The sequence below is a fragment of the Oricola thermophila genome, assembly GCF_013358405.1.
In the GTDB taxonomy this organism is placed as follows: domain Bacteria; phylum Pseudomonadota; class Alphaproteobacteria; order Rhizobiales; family Rhizobiaceae; genus Oricola; species Oricola thermophila.
The window spans coordinates 1,989,636-2,008,129 of record NZ_CP054836.1 but is presented as its reverse complement, the minus strand read 5'-3'; the positions used below and the strand labels follow the sequence as shown (position 1 = coordinate 2,008,129).

21 protein-coding genes and 1 tRNA gene are annotated in these 18,494 nt (G+C 64.1%); 19 read left to right on the top strand and 3 right to left on the bottom strand.

From position 1 onward, the window contains the following. Positions 1–12: 12 nt before the first annotated feature. From HTY61_RS09775 to HTY61_RS09690, 18 genes are all read left to right on the top strand, one after another. A complete protein-coding gene (locus tag HTY61_RS09775; RefSeq protein ID WP_175276610.1) occupies positions 13–492 on the top strand; it encodes a phage tail protein in 480 nt (159 codons plus the stop codon). Between the two features lie 2 nt (positions 493–494). Further along, positions 495–914, top strand: a complete 420-nt coding sequence (locus HTY61_RS09770; protein WP_175276609.1) for a hypothetical protein — start codon at positions 495–497, stop codon at positions 912–914. A 17-nt stretch (positions 915–931) separates the two neighbouring features. Next, entirely contained in the window at positions 932–1,111 is a 180-nt protein-coding gene (locus HTY61_RS09765) for a phage tail assembly chaperone (protein WP_210268604.1), read from the top strand. Next, positions 1,108–3,021, top strand: coding sequence for a hypothetical protein (locus HTY61_RS09760; RefSeq protein WP_175276607.1), 1,914 nt, complete (start codon positions 1,108–1,110; stop codon positions 3,019–3,021). The genes HTY61_RS09765 and HTY61_RS09760 overlap by 4 nt, the downstream gene beginning before the upstream one ends. A 7-nt stretch (positions 3,022–3,028) precedes the next feature. Beyond that, the gene (locus HTY61_RS09755; RefSeq protein WP_175276606.1) at positions 3,029–3,667 is read left to right on the top strand and encodes a hypothetical protein; all 639 of its coding nucleotides are present in this window, start codon (positions 3,029–3,031) and stop codon (positions 3,665–3,667) included. Continuing rightward, positions 3,667–4,245 (top strand): DUF2163 domain-containing protein, encoded by a 579-nt coding sequence (locus tag HTY61_RS09750; protein WP_175276605.1) that lies wholly within the window; start codon positions 3,667–3,669, stop codon positions 4,243–4,245. The genes HTY61_RS09755 and HTY61_RS09750 overlap by 1 nt, the downstream gene beginning before the upstream one ends. Further along, entirely contained in the window at positions 4,242–4,664 is a 423-nt protein-coding gene (locus HTY61_RS09745; RefSeq protein ID WP_175276604.1) for a DUF6950 family protein, read from the top strand. Before HTY61_RS09750 ends, HTY61_RS09745 begins: the two co-directional genes overlap by 4 nt. Next, positions 4,658–7,186 (top strand): phage tail protein, encoded by a 2,529-nt coding sequence (locus HTY61_RS09740; RefSeq protein ID WP_175276603.1) that lies wholly within the window; start codon positions 4,658–4,660, stop codon positions 7,184–7,186. The genes HTY61_RS09745 and HTY61_RS09740 overlap by 7 nt, the downstream gene beginning before the upstream one ends. Further along, a complete protein-coding gene (locus HTY61_RS09735) occupies positions 7,186–8,751 on the top strand; it encodes a hypothetical protein (protein ID WP_175276602.1) in 1,566 nt (521 codons plus the stop codon). The genes HTY61_RS09740 and HTY61_RS09735 overlap by 1 nt, the downstream gene beginning before the upstream one ends. A gap of 9 nt (positions 8,752–8,760) precedes the next feature. Further along, on the top strand, positions 8,761–11,100 hold the full coding sequence (locus HTY61_RS09730) for a hypothetical protein (RefSeq protein ID WP_175276601.1): 2,340 nt from the start codon (positions 8,761–8,763) through the stop codon (positions 11,098–11,100). A gap of 2 nt (positions 11,101–11,102) precedes the next feature. Next, on the top strand, positions 11,103–11,624 hold the full coding sequence (locus HTY61_RS09725; protein ID WP_175276600.1) for a DUF4376 domain-containing protein: 522 nt from the start codon (positions 11,103–11,105) through the stop codon (positions 11,622–11,624). A gap of 65 nt (positions 11,625–11,689) precedes the next feature. Next, complete coding sequence (locus HTY61_RS09720; RefSeq protein ID WP_175276599.1) at positions 11,690–11,899, top strand: DUF7940 domain-containing protein; 210 nt, start codon at positions 11,690–11,692, stop codon at positions 11,897–11,899. Positions 11,900–11,901: 2 nt separating this feature from the next. Further along, positions 11,902–12,417 (top strand): lysozyme, encoded by a 516-nt coding sequence (locus HTY61_RS09715; protein ID WP_175276598.1) that lies wholly within the window; start codon positions 11,902–11,904, stop codon positions 12,415–12,417. After that, entirely contained in the window at positions 12,414–12,854 is a 441-nt protein-coding gene (locus HTY61_RS09710) for a hypothetical protein (RefSeq protein ID WP_175276597.1), read from the top strand. The genes HTY61_RS09715 and HTY61_RS09710 overlap by 4 nt, the downstream gene beginning before the upstream one ends. After that, complete coding sequence (locus HTY61_RS09705; RefSeq protein WP_175276596.1) at positions 12,814–13,113, top strand: hypothetical protein; 300 nt, start codon at positions 12,814–12,816, stop codon at positions 13,111–13,113. The genes HTY61_RS09710 and HTY61_RS09705 overlap by 41 nt, the downstream gene beginning before the upstream one ends. A gap of 97 nt (positions 13,114–13,210) precedes the next feature. Further along, positions 13,211–13,681 carry a hypothetical protein gene (locus HTY61_RS09700; RefSeq protein WP_175276595.1) on the top strand — a complete coding sequence of 157 codons (471 nt, stop codon included), beginning with the start codon at positions 13,211–13,213 and terminating at the stop codon, positions 13,679–13,681. Positions 13,682–13,695: 14 nt separating this feature from the next. Next, positions 13,696–15,066: a hypothetical protein gene (locus tag HTY61_RS09695; protein WP_175276594.1), complete on the top strand. Its 1,371-nt coding sequence runs from the start codon at positions 13,696–13,698 to the stop codon at positions 15,064–15,066. After that, entirely contained in the window at positions 15,045–15,644 is a 600-nt protein-coding gene (locus tag HTY61_RS09690) for a deoxynucleotide monophosphate kinase family protein (RefSeq protein WP_175276593.1), read from the top strand. The genes HTY61_RS09695 and HTY61_RS09690 overlap by 22 nt, the downstream gene beginning before the upstream one ends. On the opposite strand, the gene HTY61_RS09685 is transcribed toward HTY61_RS09690, so the two are convergent. Together HTY61_RS09685 and HTY61_RS09680 are read right to left on the bottom strand one after the other, a co-directional pair. Beyond that, positions 15,619–15,888, bottom strand: coding sequence for a hypothetical protein (locus HTY61_RS09685; protein ID WP_175276592.1), 270 nt, complete (start codon positions 15,886–15,888; stop codon positions 15,619–15,621). The genes HTY61_RS09690 and HTY61_RS09685 overlap by 26 nt on opposite strands. Before the next feature lie 23 nt (positions 15,889–15,911). Then, positions 15,912–15,988: transfer RNA gene (locus tag HTY61_RS09680), tRNA-Pro, on the bottom strand. Positions 15,989–16,175: 187 nt separating this feature from the next. Here HTY61_RS09680 and HTY61_RS09675 point away from each other — a divergent pair. Further along, a complete protein-coding gene (locus HTY61_RS09675; RefSeq protein WP_175276591.1) occupies positions 16,176–17,690 on the top strand; it encodes a phosphomannomutase/phosphoglucomutase in 1,515 nt (504 codons plus the stop codon). On the opposite strand, the gene HTY61_RS09670 is transcribed toward HTY61_RS09675, so the two are convergent. Further along, positions 17,683–18,438 (bottom strand): DUF3750 domain-containing protein, encoded by a 756-nt coding sequence (locus HTY61_RS09670; RefSeq protein ID WP_175276590.1) that lies wholly within the window; start codon positions 18,436–18,438, stop codon positions 17,683–17,685. The two genes, HTY61_RS09675 and HTY61_RS09670, sit on opposite strands and share 8 nt — an antisense overlap. Between the last annotated feature and the right edge of the window lie 56 nt (positions 18,439–18,494).

Genomic DNA, 18,494 nt, shown 5'->3' with positions numbered 1-18,494 from the left:
AAGGAGACACCGATGTCAACACAGAATTCGAAGGAGCTGGCGCTCAGCCGCGTGCATCCTGATTATTCCGGCCCGCCGGAGTTCCCGGCCGTGACGGCCGCCGATGACTGGCAGTTCCTTTGCGGGGCGGAGAGTTCGAACTTCAATTTCCAGCACGCCATCCGCGAACTGAAGAGGCTTGCCGATTGCCAGGACCGGACCAGCAAGGTGGTGACGGAGCGCAAGTCGACCGGTGTTGACCTGACCGGCGATATCTCTGGCACCTTCAACAGCGCGGAGGATGGACGCTGGCTGGCCGAGCAGTGTGCCAATCCTGCGAACACATCGAGGATCTATCTTCGGGTGACGGTTCCCGGCTTCTGTCACATCACCGGCCATTTCATCGTCACCAACTTCCAGTTCACCGGGCAAGACCTGGAGGGCAACATGACGTTCTCGGCGAACATCTCGGTCGACGGGGACTATACCTTCACTGCAATCCCGGCGGCCTGACCATGGTCAATGTCTGGCGCGGCGAACGCCGCATCGAGAGCGATGGCGGCGAGGCTGTCATCGCCATTACGCATGACGGTATCGCGGCGATGATGGATGCACTGAAGGTGCGGTCCGCAAACGAGCTGATCATGGCAATCGCCACGCTCGACGTGCGCGCGATCCGCAAGGCGGTCGGCGCGTGCGAGACGGTGTCCGGCGATCCGGCCGCAGTCGTTTCCGGCGCGCGCGGCGCAGCCGGCCTCGATGCCATAGCCGACAACCTGATCGGCATGATCAAGGGGCAGACGCCGGAGGAGCAGCAGGCCGAAAAGGAGCGGTTGGCCGCACTCGAGGAAACGCGGGCGGTCCTCGCGGTGCGGTCGGCGATGGCGGAAATCCTGAGGGAGATCAGGGAAACGCCGACCCGTTCGAATGGATGATGCGGGTTGCCGGCGCGATGCGCTGGCCGCCCGACCGGTTCTGGTCGTCCACGCCGCGCGAGTTCCGCCTCGCGATGGAGGGCTGGCTGATGTCCCGGGGCGTCAGGATCGAGACGCAGGCGCAGCGTGAGGCCCGTTCCACGAGGCTGCGCAGGCTGCGCAGCTACATGTCCCAATATTGCAGGAATGACGAATGAGCGATCTGGACTACAGCGTCGGGCTGGACGGCAGCGCGTTCAAGCGCGGCGCGGACCAGATTTCCAGGCGTTCTCGCCAGCTGCGCGGCGACCTGCGCGCCGACTTCTCGGCTGCGGGCAATTCCATGATCGGATTTGCCCGCACGCTCGGCGTCGCTCTCCCGCTGTCCTTCGGCGCAGCGGCCACGGGGATGGCTTCGCTGGTCCGCAAGGTTGCCGACAGCGTGGCGGAACTCCAGCGGCAGGCCGAGACGGCCGGCGTTTCCTTCGAGGGGTTCCAGGAGCTGAAGTATGTCGCCGAGCAGAACCTGATCGGCGTCGACGCCCTGACGGACGGCCTGAAGGAAATGCAGCTTCGGGCAGACGAGTTCATCAAGACAACGGCCGGCCCAGCCGCGGAGGCTTTCTCCAGGATCGGTTTCTCGATAGAGGAACTGGAAGAGGAGCTGCGGCGTCCGGAACATCTGTTCGAGACGATCATCGAACGGGTGCGCACGCTCGACAAGGCAGCGCAGATCCGCGTCCTTGACGAGATATTCGGCGGCACGGCTGCCGAGCAGTTCCAGCGGCTGATGGACGAGGCGTCGGGATCGATCTCCCGGTTGCGGCAGGACGCGCGCGAGCTTGGTATCGTGCTCGACGAAGACTACCTGCAGACCGTCGAAGACATCAACCGGCAGTGGAACACGATGTCCTCCGTCGTCGGCAACTTCGTGCGCCGCGCCGTCATCGACCTGACGAATGACGTGATCGGCCTGCTGGACCGGTTCCGCGAGATCGAGAACATTTCGTCATCGTCGCTTGAAACCAGGGCAACCGAGGTGGCCCGCCAGCGGCTGGAGATCGAAAACAAGATCCTCGCGCTGAAGGACGAGCAGCGCAATGTCACGGGCGTTCTTGCGGGGGCGGAGCGCAAGATGTTGCAGGGAAAGATCAATTCCCTTCAGGCCGAGTTCGACAGGCTGGGCGCCATCGAACAGCAGATCATGGCCGAGCAGCAGCGCCGCCGCGAGATCGACAGGACGCCGCCGGTCACCTTCACGCCGAGCGACCCTCCGCCTCCGCCGGGAAAGGAAACCGACGCGGAGAAGGCGGCGGAGCGACAGCGCAAGGCCATTGCAGACCTGATTGCCGAGCTCGATTTCGAGCGCGAGCAGCTTGGGCGCACGGCGGCCGAGCAGGAGGTCTACAATCGCCTGAAGTCGGTCGGCGTCGATATCGACAGCGAGGCCGGACAGGCGATCGCCATGCGCGTGCGCGCCCTGGAGGAAGAGCGCGCCGCCATCGAGGCCGCAAAGCAGGCCGAGAAGGATCGCATCGAGGCGGCCGAATACGGTTTCGGCCTGCTTGCAGACGGGCTGGATGCCGTGTTCGACAAGTCGCAGAACGCCGAGGACGCGCTGCGCAAGCTGGCGGTGCAGCTGGCTGTTACCGCCGCTCAGGGCGCGTTGCTGGGAACCGGGCCGCTCGCCGGCCTGTTCAATGGCGCCTTCTCCTTCGGCGGCGGCGGAGACGGCTTCGTCGACGGCGGTATCTCCGCCATGCTCGGCTACCAGTACCATACCGGGGGCATTGCCGGCTCCGGCGGCGCCGGACGGTCCGTGAGTCCCGCGATCTTCGCAAGCGCGCCGCGCTATCACACGGGCGGCATTGCAGGACTTGCACCCGGTGAGGTGCCGGCCATCCTGAAGCGCGGAGAGGTGATCGATCCCGGCGACGGCTCCATGTTCGGCCGGCTGACCGGGGGCGGGCAGGTCTCCGTCATCCTGAAACTGTCCGACGATCTCGACGCCCGCATCGAAGAGCGGGCGGGTGCGGTCGCGGATGTCCGCATCGAGCGATACGACGAGGGGGCGGTCGAGCGGACCGCGGAGAACCTCGTAGAGGCTCAGGTGCGTAGCCTGATCTGAGGACACGATGCCGACGACTTACCCGGTTGCCTTCCCGGACATTGCCGGCGCCGTCATGCGGCCGGCGCGGTTCCGTCTTTCCGACACGGTCTCCATGCTGTTGACGAATTCTGGAGTGACCAGCCACGCTCGCGTCGCCACGCCCGTCTGGACGCTGTCTCTCGGCGTCGATTTCGAGACCGTGCAGGCCGAGGAGGATTTCGACCGCTTTATCCAGTCCGTGCGCGACGCGCTCGGCTCCGTGATCGTTGGCCAATACGGCGTGTTCTGCCGACCGAGGAACCATTCATCCGGCATGCCGAACGCCTCCGCAGCCGATACGACCGGTCTTGTCGCCTCGACCGAGGGCCTGACCGTGGACATAGTGGACGTGGACCCGAACCTCTCGCTCGCCGAAGCCGATCTCGTCGGTTTCGAGAAGGACGGCGCGCGCGGGCTCGGCATCCTTCAGGAAGCGTCGCCGCCCGGGTCATCGAGCCGTACGCTGACGCTCCGACCGGCGCCGCGCGGCCCCGCATTCGCGGCCGGGGCGACTGTCCGCTTCGTCGATCCGAAGTTGAAGATGAGGATCGCCGCGGCATCCTATTCGCCAGCGACCGGCTATTTCGGGTCGGCGAGCCTCGATCTGGTGGAGGTCGCGATCTGATGCCCGTTGCATTTCCAGCTCGCGTTTCCGAACTCCTCGCCGAGGGCCGGATGGATGTCCGGGGCCTGATCCGCTTCGAACTCGGTTCAGGGGTCTACGGCTTCGTGCGGGACAAGGTGCCCTACGAACACGGAGGTCTCACCTACATGCCCGGTGCCGTGATCTCGGTTTCGGCCATCCGCCAGCAGCGCGGCTTCGGATCGTCGCCGGTCACCCTGGAACTGGCGGAATCTCCCGCCAACGGGCTGACGCCCGAGGTGCTCCAGACGATCGAGAACGAGGAGTATCGCGGCCGACCGGTGCACTTCATGGATGTGTGGCTGGACCCGGACACGGGCGGCGAGCTGCATGTGCGCCATCGCGGCATCTACAAGATCGGCACGATCGATCATGTCGAGGACAAGCGCGGCTACGTGCTGAAGGCCACGTGCCAGCCGAAGACGCTCGACAATTCCGAGGTCAACGGCCGGCGACGAACCGATGCCGACCAGAGGCTTCGCAAAGCCAGCGACCGTTTCTTCGAGCATCGCGTCAATGCCGGGCGAGAGGAAATCTGGTGGGGGAGAACGCGACCATGACAGCTGCCCGTTTGACGCGGCTCGCCGACTGGGAAACCCGGTTTGCACGCCACATCACCGAGGCGCGAACGGAGCCCATGACATGGCGGAAAAGCGATTGCCTGACGCTCGCCGCGCGCGGCGTCCTGGCGGTGACCGGTGTCGACCTGTTCCCGTCCGGGCTGCGCTACAGCACTGCGCGCGGCGCCGCGGTGGCCTTGCGCCGGCTCGGCTACGATACGCCGGCCGACGCCGTCGACGACCGCCTGCCGCGTACCCCGGTTGCCATGGCGCGGCGCGGCGATGTCGCGGCTATCGTTCGCGGAGATGCGGTCACATGCGGCTGCGTGACGGGCCGTCACGTGTTCGTGCCGACGGAGAGCCTGCCTGCATTCGTGCCTTTGACTGACGCATCGATCGCATGGAGTGTCGGATGGTGAACCGCATGATGCGTGCCGCGCGGTTTCTTGCCCTGTTTGCGATTCTCTTCCTTGCTGCGGAGCCGGCACATGCCGATCCGATTTCGGCGGCGGTCTCAGCCGTCTCCTCGTTCATCGGCGGGGTCGGGTCGTTTTTTGCGGGACTCGGCGCGGTCGGCAAGATCGCGGTGCAGATCGGCCTCAACCTGCTCGGCAGCGTGGTCACGCGCGCGCTGGCGGGGAAGGGGAAGCAGCAGCCTGCTGCCGGCGTCAGGCTGGATGTCCAGTATGGCGAGTTCGTAGACCGCCAGATCGCTCTCGGGCTTTGTGGTGTTGCCGGCGACGACTGCTACACCCATACCTACGGCTCCGGAAACAGCCATATCCAAAAGGTCTACCTGCTGTCCGACTACCCGTGCACGTCGCTGGAGCGGATTGCCTGGAACGGTGAGTGGAAATCGCTCGGCGCGAACGATCCCGTGAAGGGGCGCAAGATCCAGGGCATCGAGGGCGATGCCTGGGTGAAGTTCCATGATGGCATGCCGGGGCAGACGGCGGATGCCGGCCTCGTCTCGACGGGAAGCGCTCTCGACCGCTGGACGAACGACCATATCGGGGAGGGATGCGCTTACGTGGTCGTCACCATCCGCTACGACCGCGAGAAGCTTGCGCAGTTTCCGAGCCTGTTCTTCGAGTTCAAGGGCGCGCCGCTCTATGATCGCCGGAAGGATTCGACTGCCGGAGGATCCGGACCGCAGCGCGCGGATGACATCACGACGCACGAATATTCGGAGAACCCGATCGTGATGGCCGAGAACTACGAGCGGGGCTTTTCGGTCAATGGCGACATGTTCTGCGGCAAGGGCATGACGGATGACGAACTGCCTTTCGCCGAATGGGTGGCGGGCATGAACGTCTGCGACGAGATCGTGGACGGGCAGCCGCGCTACCGCTGCGGCCTTATCCTGAGCGCCGGACCCGACACTCCTCACAGCGCCAACCTCGAGGCGATACTGCAATCGTGCGCTGCCACCATGGGATCCGACGGGGTACGGGAATATCCGCTCATGGCCGTCGTCGAGCCGCTTACCTTCACCATCCGCCAGTCGGACGCGGTGGCGGGGACGACGCAGATCTATCGCCGGCTCGGCCCGCTGAGGGCAGCCGTGAACGAGGTGTCCGGCAACTACCCGGACCGGGACGCGATCTGGTCTCCGCGAGCCTACGGCCTGCGGCAATCGGCCGTCGCGCGCGCAAATCACGGCGTTCGCAAGCACGCGTCGCTCGACTTCATGATGGTGCCCTGGGCCGGGCAGGTCGACCGGTTGGCGGATATCTATCTACGCGAGCAGGAGTTCGAGGCCTTGGTAACGATCACGCTTCCGCCTGCGTTCCAGACCATCCTCCCAGGCGACTGGGGGACCTATACGCGCAATGACGGCACCGAGCATGTCATGATGGCGGTGCAGGTGGAAACGCAGGACCTGGAGTCCGGCCTGCCCGGAGCGGTCACCATCACCCTGCGGGAACGTGGCGAGGAAATGTTCCAGCCGCTTGACCCGAACGCTCCCGTCGTTCTGCCGGTGCCGATCCCGACGCCCGAATATGTCTCGGCCGTGCCGAATTTCAACGTGGTTGCCGTGCAGGCCACGGGGCCGGACGGCGTGATCGTGCCGGCCATCCGTGCATCCTGGACGCCGATCGACGACGTTACGGTGCAGACTGTGGACATTGAGTACAGGGTGGCGGGCGACACCGCAATCACCATGACACGAAGCGTGCCGGCGACGGCATCGGTTGTGCTGCTGTTCGAGGGCGTGATCGGCGACACGGATTACGAGGTGCGTGCCGATCTGACCGCGGATCCGGACCGCCCGACGCTGCCGACCGAATGGAAGCCGGTCACGACGGTCTCGGCCGTCTATCCGGTGAGCGTGGGGCTGGAGCAGGTGCAGGGCGATCTGCGCGGCATTCTCGAGCGCCATTCGCTTCTTTTCGAGCAACTGCGCCGTGACGTCGAACTGCTTGCCGCTGACACGGCCATCGGTGCCGGCCGGCTTGTCGAGCAGACGGCTGTGGTCAAGCGGACGGACAGGAGCCTCGCAGCCGCGATCCAGACCCTGGAAGCGACTGCGACGCAGACCGCCGCCAATGCAGAGGCCATTACGCAGATCAACGCCAATGTCGGTGATATCACCGCGCAGGGGCTTTTCGGCATCAACGCGACTGTGGATGGCAGCGAATCGAGCGTGACGATTGATCTGCTTGGGCGCGTCCAGACGTCGGATTCGTTCCAGCAGGCAGGGCTTTCGATCTACGTGGATGAAAATGGCAGCAAGCTGCTGCTGAACGCTGACCAGACCGTCATCACCAAGGATGGGGCTACGGCAAGCCCGTTCGCGTTCGATCCGGGCACGGGGGAGCTGATCGGCCGTTTTGCGAGGTTCCAGGAGGCCGTTGCCGAGGGCTTCGAGACGCCATCCGGAAAGGCCCGGTTCGGGATTCTGGCGCCGGGCGTTGAAGGTGTGGAGATCACGACCTGATGCCGAAGATGTGGCTCTATCACGACAGCAACGCCAACCAGAGCGCGCTGCGTATCCTGCGTGACGGCATATCGGCAGAACCGCACGAACTGTCCGTCTCGGATTGGGGGTCGATGCACTTCGACAGCCTGAACCCGAACCAGTTCGAGCCGATCAGCATCTTTACCAAGGAAGCGCGGGATTTTGGGTCGATTGGAGATGGTAGTTACCGCTTCTGGCCACCCGGCACGAACAAGAACACGGCTCAGTATATAGTCAGTTATTTTCCGTCATATCAGTACGACGCATATGAGCTTATAAACAACACGCTCGGCTATAATTATCCGAATGTCTGCATCTCGAAGAAATTCACTTCTGGCGGTTGGCTGAATGGCAATATTGGCTACCGTTATGTGAGACAGGCTTCGGGCACGGGCGGGGCCGTCATCTTCACCGGGCACTATACAACATACGGGTCTTTATCAAAGTTTAGTACCGTTTCAAATTTTATAATTGGGTATTCCGGGGTGATTATGACGACGGCGCTTAACTTTGCCGACCCTGGTTCCCCTTCTTATGGGGAGGACAACGATCAATATCCGATCCTTTACTGCCACCTCCCGCTACCAGCCGATAACCGGGCGTGGAACCCGGTCAGCGGTACGCCATCGCCGGGCCAGAAAATCGTCAGTATCACGCCGACGCAAGCAAAGGTCGCGCGCCCCGGCTACGATGTGGACACGGCAAACGCGAACCAACTGCTGATCGACTCGACAAAGACGCCACTCAAGGTCGTCAAGTCGGGGCAGGTGACGATTTCTGCAAACTCGACAGAGACGATTCCGCTTCCGGGCGGCATAAACTACGGCTCGAACCTGTTCGTGGATTACATCGTCTGGCGATCAGGGACGCCGGCATATCACCCGCCTCTGTACGAGGGCGGCGGATCGGATTCGAATTGGGCGCTCGGTGTTCAGTCGAAGGTCAACAACGGGAATCTGCTTCTTCGGAACCCGACGCAATACAACCTCATATGCCGATACATCGCATTCGGATACGACGACAGGCCGCAGACCAGCGGCGGGTCGAAGGTGTTGTTCAAGGGCGTCGCGGACGGTGAGGAATACATCCAGATCAAGAAGCCCGGATCGGCGGCAACGCCGAACCTCGCGGACGTTCTGGTCGATAGCCGGTTCCCGTACTGCCCCGTGATTGCGGAAGGCTACGTCACGGTCAACGCGAGTAACAAGACGAGGGTCATCAACTTCTCGAACCCCGGCGGGAAGTTCTATCCGTACCCGATCTGGATGGCGCGGGTTTATCGAAGCGTCAGCAACGAATATTACAACATCGGCCCGATGGCTCGCAAGATGATCGCGCTGAACATGTCGCAGGGCCACCAGTATCACGGTCAAATGTCATCCGACAGTTGCATCGCAAAAATCGAAGACACCAAGGTCACGTTCATCACGGAGCCCGGAAATCCGAGCCGCCTGACGTGGACCAGCAGTGACGGCCTCGTCGTCCAGTACGAAGAGAGGGTCGTCGGCATCCGCTATTACATCTTGGCCCTTCCAGTCACCTAGAGGGAAATCATGACGCAGAGATATTCGGACGGGACCGTCACGGTCTCGAACGGCAGCACGACTGTAACCGGCTCCGGCACGGCGTGGGAGGTCGCTCTTGTCGCGGGCGGCATCCTGTTTGTCGGCACCGATGCAGCCGTCATCGAGGAGGTGGTGAGCGACACCGAGCTGACGCTCACCCGCCCGTGGACCGGCGATCCGGCGACGAACGCATCCTATGACATAGTGCTCGACAGCGCGGAGGCTGCGCGCACCATCATCGCCAACCGGCAGATGGCCGATATCGTGGCGCGGATCAACGCAGGCATCGCGCTGGATGATATCGGTGCGATCGGAACGCTGGCCCAGCGCGACGATTACGACGACGAGCCGCAGGGCTTCATATTCGCGGTAACTGATGACGCGAGCGGTGATCTGGTCGTCTACGTCAAGGCGTCAGCGACCAATGGCGATTGGGCCGGCCCGTTCGCCTGGCGCGGCCCGGCCGGTCAACAGGGGCCGCAGGGGCCGCGTGGCGACGGCTTCGACTATACCGGGCAGGGCACGCCTTCCGACAGCATCGGCAATGACGGCGACACCTATCTCGACACCGATACGGGCGATACATACGTCAAGGCCGGCGGCACGTGGGGCAGCCCGTCCGGGTCGATCCGCGGGCCGCAGGGCGTGGACGGCGCCGATCCCGGCATATTCATGACCTTCGACACGGCCACGGCTGACGCCGATCCGGGCGCCGGCAACTTCCGGGCCGACGATAGCGACCTCTCCGCCGCGACCGAACTCTACGTGTCGAAAACGAACCGTGGCGGGAGCGACGTCTCGGCATGGCTCCTGGCGCTCGATGACAGCACGTCCGCGGTCAAGGGCACCCTGACTATCACGGACCCCGACAGCGAGGCGCAGACCACGTTTGATGTGACCGGCGTCACCGATGCGACGGGTTATGTCAAGGTGACCGTCTCCAATCATGGCGGCGCGACCGCGTATCCCGACGAAACACCGATCGGTCTCATGTTCTCGCGCACAGGCGATGCGGGGACGGGCGCTGTGTCGAGCGTCAACGGCAAGAGCGGCGCCGTCACGCTTGTTCCGGGTGATCTAGGCGCTGGTACTGTCGGAGAGGGTGTTTTCGAGGCTGACACTCAGTCCGATGCGTGGACTGCGCTTGGAGAAGTGCCGGAAGCGAATCTCACCAACGCGCTTGCGGCGGCTCTGTCGTATACGGGCCTGCTGTATGACGGGGTGAATAACAGCATCGACATCGACCAGGCGGGTGCCGGGTTCAAAGGGTTGGTGGATCCCGATGGGGCTGGTAACTCTGGCACCTTCCCGCCGGAGACCGCATCATTTTGGTCGATTTCCGTCGAGAACCAGCACAGCACCGATCCGCTGATACGGACTGTCATGCGTGCCGTCAAATACTCCAATAGTGACCCTGACGCCACCGAACAGCACGTGTCCGTTTGGGCGCGGTACCGCGGCAATACCACCTGGGGACCGTGGTCGCGTGTCCTGACGAGCGGCAATCTCCCGCAGGCCACGCAAACCGAGATGGAGGCCGGTACCGAAACGGCACCGCGCTCCATGTCGCCGGCAAACGTGGCGCAGGCAATAGCCGCCCTTGCGAGCGGTGGCGGTGGCGGTGGCCGGAACCTGCTGATCAATCCGCTGGGCACGATCAACCAGCGTGGCTATGCGAGCGGAGCGGCGACTTCCGGCGCGAACGAATACGCAATTGACCGCTGGCGTGTCGTCGTGTCCGGCCAGTCGATGGCGTTCACCGTCAACAACGGCTACGCGACAATTGTCGCGCCGGCGGGCGGGGTCGAACAGGTCATCGATGGCGGGGCAATCCTGTCCGGCGATTACGTGCTGTCGTGGGAGGGCACGGCAACGGCAACCGTCAATGGCAATGCCGTGACCAATGGGGGCAAGGTTACGCTGACCGGCGGCAGTGATGTGACGGTTCGGTTTAGCGGAGGAACGTTCGCGAAGCCGCTTCTGGAGCCGGGCGATACGCCAACCGATTTCGATGCGCGCCATCCGGCGCAGGAATTGCTCCTGTGCCAGCGGTATTACGAGGAAGGCACCAACCTGAACGGCATCTATGTCCAGTACAATGCTTCGTATTGTCGGTTCAACCGCGTTGGGTTCAAGGCCACAAAGCGCGTCTCGCCAACAATGACGGTTTCCGGGACGCGAGTTGGCGGCGGTTCCGGCACGATCGACTCGCTGTTTAACCCCAATGAAGATGCAGACGGATTTGCACCGATCTTCTCGATATCCGGCGGCGCATCCGGCAATGTTTTCGTTGGAACAATCACGTTCACGGCTGATGCGGAGTTGTGACCATGATCGACAGCGCGACATACACCGAGTCCGGCACGATCATCGCCGTCATTGACGGCAAGCAGGTATCTGTCCCGGATGACCCTGCCAACCGCCACCGCCGCATGATCTCGGAATGGGAGGCGGGCGGAGGCGTCATCGAGCCATACCAGCCGCCCGCGCCTACCGCCGCAGACGTGAATTCCGAGCGCGACCGGCGCATTGCGGCGGGAACGACGCTGACGGTTGCAGGATACGGTAGCATCCCGATCACCGGGACGCTGCGAGATCAGATCGCCCTCGAAGCATTGAGATCCAGGGCGGTAAAGCTGGCCGATGACGGTGTGACAGAACCCGTCATGCTTCTCCGCGACAGGGACAACGTGACGCACAACCTGACGCCGGCGCAGATGGTCGAACTGGTCGATGCCGGCATGGCATGGATCGAAGCCACGATGCGCGTCTCCTGGGCGATGAAAGACGCGACTGCGCCGTTCGAGGCCGGCATTCCGGCAGACTACGCAGACGATCAGTACTGGCCGTAAGGCAACCTCTCAACATCACCTGACACAAGCAACCGCGCCGGGCGACCGGCGGGAAGGGAGCTTTCATGCGTCTTTTGAACGACTGGCGCCGCGTCCTGCGGCGCGCCTGGTCGATCCGTCTGATCGTCATTGCCGGAGTCTTGTCCGGCGCCGAGGTCGCCTTGCCGCTGGTCGGCAAGGCGGTCGCCATTCCGCCGGGTGTATTCGCCGCCGCATCCGGCATCGTCACCGCCGCGGCTTTCGTCGCGCGGCTTCTCGCACAAAAGGAGGATTGACCATGAGCAAGCGTGCAAGGAAGGCGCTGGCGGGCGCAGCAGGCCTTGCCGGCGCGATCGCTGTTGCGACGACCGCGCTGATCCAGCCCTGGGAGGGGCGCGAATATGTCGCCTATCGCGACATTGTTGGCGTCCTGACCATCTGCGATGGCGACACGCAGAACGTCCGGCCCGGCATGGTGGAGACAGACACGGGGTGCGACGAGCGGACGCATCGCCGGATCACGCGCGAATTCGTGCCGGCGTTGCGGAAGTGCGTCGCGACGTTCGATGCCGCGCCGGTCAGTTGGCAGGCCTCCGCGATTTCGCTGTCCTGGAACATCGGCACCGGCGCGTTCTGCCGATCGACGGCCGCCCGTCGGGCGCGGTCGAGCGACTGGCTCGGAAGCTGCGAGGCGATGACCTGGTACAACCGGGCCGGCGGCAAGCGAATTCGCGGCCTCGTCCTGCGACGCACGACCGGCGACGCCGAACGCATCGGGGAGTACGAGCTTTGTGTCGAGGGGCTGTCGAGATGATCCTTGGCGTCGCCGCCATCCGCCGAATGCTCGATGCCGCCGCTGGCGGCATTTTCGTTCTGGCAGCGACGGTTCTTTTCTACGAGGGGGTTCCGCTTGGTCCTGCCCGCGACATTCCGGTCTTCGGCACGGTGGCCGCCGCCCTGCTGGACGGTCGCGTTGACCGCGCGGCGCGGCGGGCGAAAGCCGGGCTCGTCGCCGAGGCCGAATTCGCCGCGGCGCAAGCCATGGCTCGGATCGAACGTCGGCTGCGCGAACTCGAACGGGACAAGGCCCGCGCCCTCGCTGCCGCCAATGAGCGTTTCTCCGCCGCCCTGGCGGCTTCCGAGACCGAAAGGGAAAATTTGAATGACCAGATCGCCGAGCTTCTGGCGGCGCCTGTCAATGGCGCTTGCGTTGTCGACAATGTTCTTGCCGGCCGCCTGCGCAACCGATAGCGCGCGCTACCTCGCCGCCGCCGCCTCGCAGGCGGATGCATCCGTCGCGGTGTCCGCGGCGGGGGACGCAGACGACCTGCCGCCGCTGCCGGCCGATTGCCGCCGGCGCGAGCGGTCGGGCGTCGTGGTCGGCGATCGCCTCGATGCGGCCGCGCTGAAGAGCGACGGCGCTCTCGGCCGTGCGAACGACCGGGTGATACGCTGCGCGGCCTGGTACGACGCGCTGCGGGCCGCGCGAAGCAATGGGGAATCGTCGTGACGGCCAAGATCGTTTTCATCCTGGCGATGGCGGCGGTGGCGAGGTTGTCGGTCCGATGGGTCGCGTCCGCGCTATCCGGCAGCGAAGGGGATGCGCGATGAGGATAGTCCGTCTCTTCCTGACACTGGCCGCTGCCGCCGTTTTTCTCCATGCCCCCCTGGCCATCGCCGCCGATGCGCCGTCCGGCGGTGTCCGCTTCGACCTGACCGTAAACCTGACGGCCATCATCACCATCGCGGTCATGGCGGCCGGAGGCATCGCTGCCTGGGTGACGGTCCGCAACCGGGTGCGGACGCATTCGGAGACCCTGGCTGTCCACGCCGAAAAAGTCGAGGCGCTGGGCAAGCGCATCGAGCAGGTGCGCGCGAAGTCCGCGCACGAGTTGTCCGAGTTCAAGCTCGAGGTCGCGCGCAACTACGCGACCGTGCAGTCGGTTGCCAATGTCGAGGAACGGATCGCCGCCGCGCTCGAGAAACTCGACGACAGGCTGGAGAAGCTGGACAGCTATTTGCGCGATCTGGCGGCGGCGCCGAGCCGCCGAGCCCGCCGCGACAACAAACCGGAATGATTGTCGGAGATACCATGAAGAAGGGAAAATTCGTTGCCAGCGAAGCCGACCGCGCCCTTTTCGTCGCGGCGGCCGAAGCCGTCGCCGCCGCGGTTCGCGAGGGCCACCCGCCGCCGGGCGTGCGGGTGCGGAACGATGCGGTCGGGGCGATCCGCCGGGCGGCCGCCTCGGCCGGTGTGGCCGTAAACACGATGCGCCACCGGTATCGCCGGGCGGTCGAGCTCGGGCTGGACGGCCCGGTTCGGGAGGCCGCGAGCGAGCGTCGGGCGCAGGTGTCGGATGGGGCGCCGGACAATCCGGCCGGCCGGGTGACGCAGGCCCAGCGCGAACAGGCGCTGCGCGACGAGGTGGCACGGCTGAAGGCGGATCTTACGGCCGCGCTCCGCGAGGGCAACGAGCAGGACGCCATTCTCGCCCTGGTGGGCCGGATGGCAAAGCACGATCCGGTTCCGCCGGCGTGGCTGACCGAGTCACGGACCAGCGGCCGCCAAGGCCCGGTAACGCCGGAGGTTCCGGTGGTCATGTGGTCGGATTGGCATTTCGGCGAAAAGGTGTGTCCTGACGACGTGAACGGCGCGAATGCCTATGACACGGATATCGCTCGCCGCCGCATCGATCGGCTGCTGGCCTCGACGTGTGACATCTGCCACAACCACGGGCCGGGAAACTATCCCGGTATCGTGATCCCCCTGATGGGGGATTTCATCTCCGGCGGGCTGCATCCGGAACTCCTGCGCACTGACGAGGAGGGCAGGATCCCGTCGGCGCTGTCCGTGATCGACATTCTGTGCGGCGCACTGACGCGCATGGCGGACGAGTTCGGGCGCGTGTTCTGCCCGGCCGTGCCCGGCAACCACGGACGCAACACCATGCGGCCGGAATACAAGGGTTATGTCCACACAAATTTCGACTGGCTGATCTACCAGCTCGTTGCCAGGTGGTTCGATGCGCGCGGCGACGATCGCGTGAAGTTCCTGATCCCGATGTCCGGCGACGCTTTGTTCCGCGTATTCTCGACCCGGTTTCTGGCGACCCATGGCGACATGCTCGGTGTGCGCGGCGGCGACGGCATAATCGGCGCGCTCGGACCGATCACGCGCGGCGAGATCAAGATGCGGGGCCAGTCGCAAAGTCTCGGCCGATCTTACGACTACCTGCTTATCGGACACTGGCACCAGATGTTCTGGGGGCCGCGCGTGATAGTGGCGAACGCGCTGAAGGGGTTTGATGAGTATGCCGGCAAGGCGCTGCGCGCCGTCCCCTCGACGCCGTCGCAGCCGCTGTTCTTCGTTCATCCGCGGCGCGGCATCACGTCGCGGTGGGAAATCACGCTCGAGGACGTGCAGCAGGGAGAGGTGACCGAATGGGTGAGCGTGGCGGCATGACGAAAAGGGTGATCGCGCTGGCCGGGCCGATCGGCGCCGGCAAGTCCACGGCGGCGCAATACCTGGCGGATCGGCACGGATACGAGAGGATCCGCTTCGCCGCGCCCCTGAAATCCATGATGCGGGCGTTCTATGCATCGGCGGGGCTCGATCCGGTGGAAATCGAGGCGCGCATCGAGGGCGGGCTGAAGGAGGCTCCCGATCCGGTTCTTCTCGGGCGCACGCCCCGCCGTGCCATGCAAACGCTAGGGACGGAATGGGGGCGCAACCTCATTGCGCCGGAGCTGTGGGTTCATGCCTGGTCGGGCGCGGCGCGTCGTGCGGGGCTTGTCGTTGCCGAGGATTGCCGATTCGCAAACGAGGCGGCGGCGGTTCGTGAGCTGGGAGGGATCGTCATCGGCATCGAATGCCCGTGGCGGCCGCGCCCGGCCGACGGACATGCCAGCGAGGACGGGGTCGAGGTTGACGTGACGATCGCGAACGACAAACCGGGCAATCCCGAAACCATGTTCAGGCGGCTGGACGAAGTGCTGGCTGAAGAGGTCTCGGGTTTCAGAACGGCCGGGTCTGCGGCGTGACAATGACGCCGCAGTCCCTTGCTCCGCATTTCGTGCAGCGTAGCCGCAGGGCGATTCTCCTGAGGGGCATGTCGTGTCCGTACCGCTCCATCAGTCCGTCGAGGTCGAGGATCTCGTGATGGTTGCAGGGCGCGCAAACCGCAGTGACGGTATGGCGCATCGCGATCAGCTCCCTGATCGTATTCCCGTCATCCGTTTCCGGGAGCTTTTCTGTGGGGGTTTCTGTGGGGAAGCGGTTTCGCATTCTCGCTAACCGATTGTTTTGGTTGGTCGGAGTGGCAGGATTTGAACCTGCGACCCCCTCGTCCCGAACGAGGTGCGCTACCAGGCTGCGCTACACTCCGATACCAAACGGAAGCGGTCTATAGCGCCGGTTCCGCGTTCCCGCAAGTGCGCTTGCCCATTCTTTGTCAGTTTTTTGACCGGCAGCCGGACGCTTGCCCGAAGGCGTGCTAAATGGCACGTAACGCCATCATGACGCGGCTCCGGACGGGGGGCTCCGTATCAGCTTCGAGAACCGGGAAGACACTCATGAAACCACGAGCGGATTTGCAGCCGAACAGCTTTGCCTTCGAGACCGAACCGCTGGTCAAGCCAACCGGATTTCGCGAGTACGATGCGCGATGGTGGTTCGGGCACCCGGCATCGGACACGCCGCCGGAGTTGAACCTGCTGGGCGTTCAGGCCCTCGGCATGGGGCTTGGAACGCTGATCCGCCGGCTGGGTGCCGGCCCGCGGATCGTCGTCGGCCATGATTTCCGCAGCTACTCGCTTTCGATCAAGCTGGCTCTCGCCCAGGGCCTGATGGCTGCCGGCGCCGAGGTGAAGGACATTGGTCTTGCGCTTTCGCCGATGGCCTATTTCGCGCAGTTCGCGCTCGACGCCCCGTCCGTTGCGATGGTTACGGCATCCCACAACGAGAACGGCTGGACCGGCGTGAAGATGGGGTGCGAACGTCCGCTGACATTCGGACCGGACGAGATGGGGCAATTGCGCGATATCGTGCTTTCCGGCGATTTCGACCTCGTCGGCGGCGGGAGCTACGAAACGATCGAAGGGTTTCGGGAGCGCTATATCGATGATCTTGTCGATGGCGTTTCCCTGAACCGGAAGCTCCGGGTTGTCGCGGCTTGCGGCAACGGTACGGCCGGAGCATTTGCGCCGCAGGTTCTGGAACGTATCGGGTGCGAGGTGATTCCGCTCGACACCGAGCTCGATTTCACTTTCCCGCGTTACAATCCCAATCCGGAGGACATGGAAATGCTCCATGCCATCCGGGACAAGGTGCTGGAAACCGGCGCGGATGTCGGACTCGGTTTCGACGGGGACGGAGACCGTTGCGGCGTTGTCGACAACGAGGGCAGGGAGATTTTCTCCGACAAGGTCGGGGTCATGCTGGCGCGCGATATCTCCGACAGGCATCGGGATGCGAAATTCGTGGTCGACGTGAAGTCGACCGGGCTGTTCATGACCGATCCGGTGCTTGTCGCCAACGGCGCGACGACCGACTACTGGAAGACGGGGCATTCCTACATCAAGCGGCGCGTTGCGGAGCTCGGCGCCATCGCCGGTTTCGAGAAATCAGGCCACTTCTTTTTCAATCCGCCGATCGGGCGCGGCTACGATGATGGCCTGGTAACCGCAATCGCGGTATGTCGGATGCTCGACCGCAATCCCGGCAAGTCGATGGCCGATCTTTACCGTGATTTGCCGTTGACCTTCGGTTCTCCGACCATGTCACCGCATTGTCCGGACGAGGTGAAATACGAGGTCGTTGACCGTGTCGTGGCGCGCTTTGCCGCGATGCGTGATGCGGGTGAGAAGATCGCCGGCCATGCCATCGCCGATCTGGTGACGGTGAACGGCGTGCGCGTGGTGGCCGATGATGGCACCTGGGGGCTGGTGCGCGCCTCCTCCAACAAGCCGGAGCTCGTGGTCGTGGTGGAAAGCCCTGTCTCCGAGGACCGGAAGATCGAGATGTTCCGCGCGGTTGATGCCATCCTGCGCGAGAACGGAGAGGTCGGCGAGTACAACCAGTCTATTTAGGCAGGTTGCCGGGGAGCCCGATCCGTCCGATGGCGGGGATTTTGACTGCGGGTCGTCGGATATCGAGGCCGGCTGTTTGGCCGAGGAAGTGTATCTCCAATCCACTCCGCAGCCCTGCCGAAATGCCGATCAGTCCGGCCAGTGTGACATGCAGGTCGGAACCGTCGCGGTCCATGGCGATCCATCTGCCGTTCGGCAGGTAGTCCCGACCGACGGCGTTTGGCGGAAGTACTGCGTCCAGTTCCGGCACTTCGCGAAGGATATGCGCGACAAAGCTGTTGGAGTTCGGCCCCGGCCAGATCCGGTAGTCGCCGCGGCCGGAATGGGGGTAGGAAGCGATTGCCTCGACAATCTTGGGAATGGCGGCCTCGGCGTCTTGTCCGCTAATGCTGGTCACGATCCAGGGCCGGTTGGAATACCAGGTCGCATCCGCGGGGTACCGGTTGATGCGTATCGGGTTGCCCCAGCCAACCTTTTCGTAGCGTGTATAGGAACTTGCGCCAAATTCCTTGACCACGATCCAGCTATGGACCGCAAAGGCGCCCTTGAAGCCGCCGATTCGCGCGGCAAGGACATGGACGGTGGCTTCCGGGCTCGCGGTGGGGGCGGGCAGGAGGCCGGTTGCCGACCAGTCGGCGGCCCGCCACGATGTCGGCCGATCAACCGACATCCACCATGCGCACGCCATCGCCATGGGCGCGAGATATGCAATCAGGATGAATGTGACGATCGGTTTGAAAATTCGCATCGTATTTGCCGCAAGGCTGGTGTAGCGGTGCCGGGAAAGGGAAATAGGGCGACGGA

What these genes read in the sequence shown, in the direction of transcription:
- HTY61_RS09675 (WP_175276591.1), top strand. Translation starts at nt 16,176, where the DNA reads ATGAAACCACGAGCGGATTTGCAGCCGAACAGCTTTGCCTTCGAGACC.
- HTY61_RS09730 (WP_175276601.1), top strand. Translation starts at nt 8,761, where the DNA reads ATGACGCAGAGATATTCGGACGGGACCGTCACGGTCTCGAACGGCAGC.
- HTY61_RS09775 (WP_175276610.1), top strand. Translation starts at nt 13, where the DNA reads ATGTCAACACAGAATTCGAAGGAGCTGGCGCTCAGCCGCGTGCATCCT.
- HTY61_RS09750 (WP_175276605.1), top strand. Translation starts at nt 3,667, where the DNA reads ATGCCCGTTGCATTTCCAGCTCGCGTTTCCGAACTCCTCGCCGAGGGC.
- HTY61_RS09740 (WP_175276603.1), top strand. Translation starts at nt 4,658, where the DNA reads ATGGTGAACCGCATGATGCGTGCCGCGCGGTTTCTTGCCCTGTTTGCG.
- HTY61_RS09745 (WP_175276604.1), top strand. Translation starts at nt 4,242, where the DNA reads ATGACAGCTGCCCGTTTGACGCGGCTCGCCGACTGGGAAACCCGGTTT.
- HTY61_RS09670 (WP_175276590.1), bottom strand. Translation starts at nt 18,438, where the DNA reads ATGCGAATTTTCAAACCGATCGTCACATTCATCCTGATTGCATATCTC.
- HTY61_RS09695 (WP_175276594.1), top strand. Translation starts at nt 13,696, where the DNA reads ATGAAGAAGGGAAAATTCGTTGCCAGCGAAGCCGACCGCGCCCTTTTC.
- HTY61_RS09725 (WP_175276600.1), top strand. Translation starts at nt 11,103, where the DNA reads ATGATCGACAGCGCGACATACACCGAGTCCGGCACGATCATCGCCGTC.
- HTY61_RS09735 (WP_175276602.1), top strand. Translation starts at nt 7,186, where the DNA reads ATGCCGAAGATGTGGCTCTATCACGACAGCAACGCCAACCAGAGCGCG.
- HTY61_RS09760 (WP_175276607.1), top strand. Translation starts at nt 1,108, where the DNA reads ATGAGCGATCTGGACTACAGCGTCGGGCTGGACGGCAGCGCGTTCAAG.
- HTY61_RS09690 (WP_175276593.1), top strand. Translation starts at nt 15,045, where the DNA reads ATGGGTGAGCGTGGCGGCATGACGAAAAGGGTGATCGCGCTGGCCGGG.
- HTY61_RS09755 (WP_175276606.1), top strand. Translation starts at nt 3,029, where the DNA reads ATGCCGACGACTTACCCGGTTGCCTTCCCGGACATTGCCGGCGCCGTC.
- HTY61_RS09765 (WP_210268604.1), top strand. Translation starts at nt 932, where the DNA reads ATGCGCTGGCCGCCCGACCGGTTCTGGTCGTCCACGCCGCGCGAGTTC.
- HTY61_RS09720 (WP_175276599.1), top strand. Translation starts at nt 11,690, where the DNA reads ATGCGTCTTTTGAACGACTGGCGCCGCGTCCTGCGGCGCGCCTGGTCG.
- HTY61_RS09700 (WP_175276595.1), top strand. Translation starts at nt 13,211, where the DNA reads ATGAGGATAGTCCGTCTCTTCCTGACACTGGCCGCTGCCGCCGTTTTT.
- HTY61_RS09685 (WP_175276592.1), bottom strand. Translation starts at nt 15,888, where the DNA reads ATGCGAAACCGCTTCCCCACAGAAACCCCCACAGAAAAGCTCCCGGAA.
- HTY61_RS09770 (WP_175276609.1), top strand. Translation starts at nt 495, where the DNA reads ATGGTCAATGTCTGGCGCGGCGAACGCCGCATCGAGAGCGATGGCGGC.
- HTY61_RS09710 (WP_175276597.1), top strand. Translation starts at nt 12,414, where the DNA reads ATGATCCTTGGCGTCGCCGCCATCCGCCGAATGCTCGATGCCGCCGCT.
- HTY61_RS09715 (WP_175276598.1), top strand. Translation starts at nt 11,902, where the DNA reads ATGAGCAAGCGTGCAAGGAAGGCGCTGGCGGGCGCAGCAGGCCTTGCC.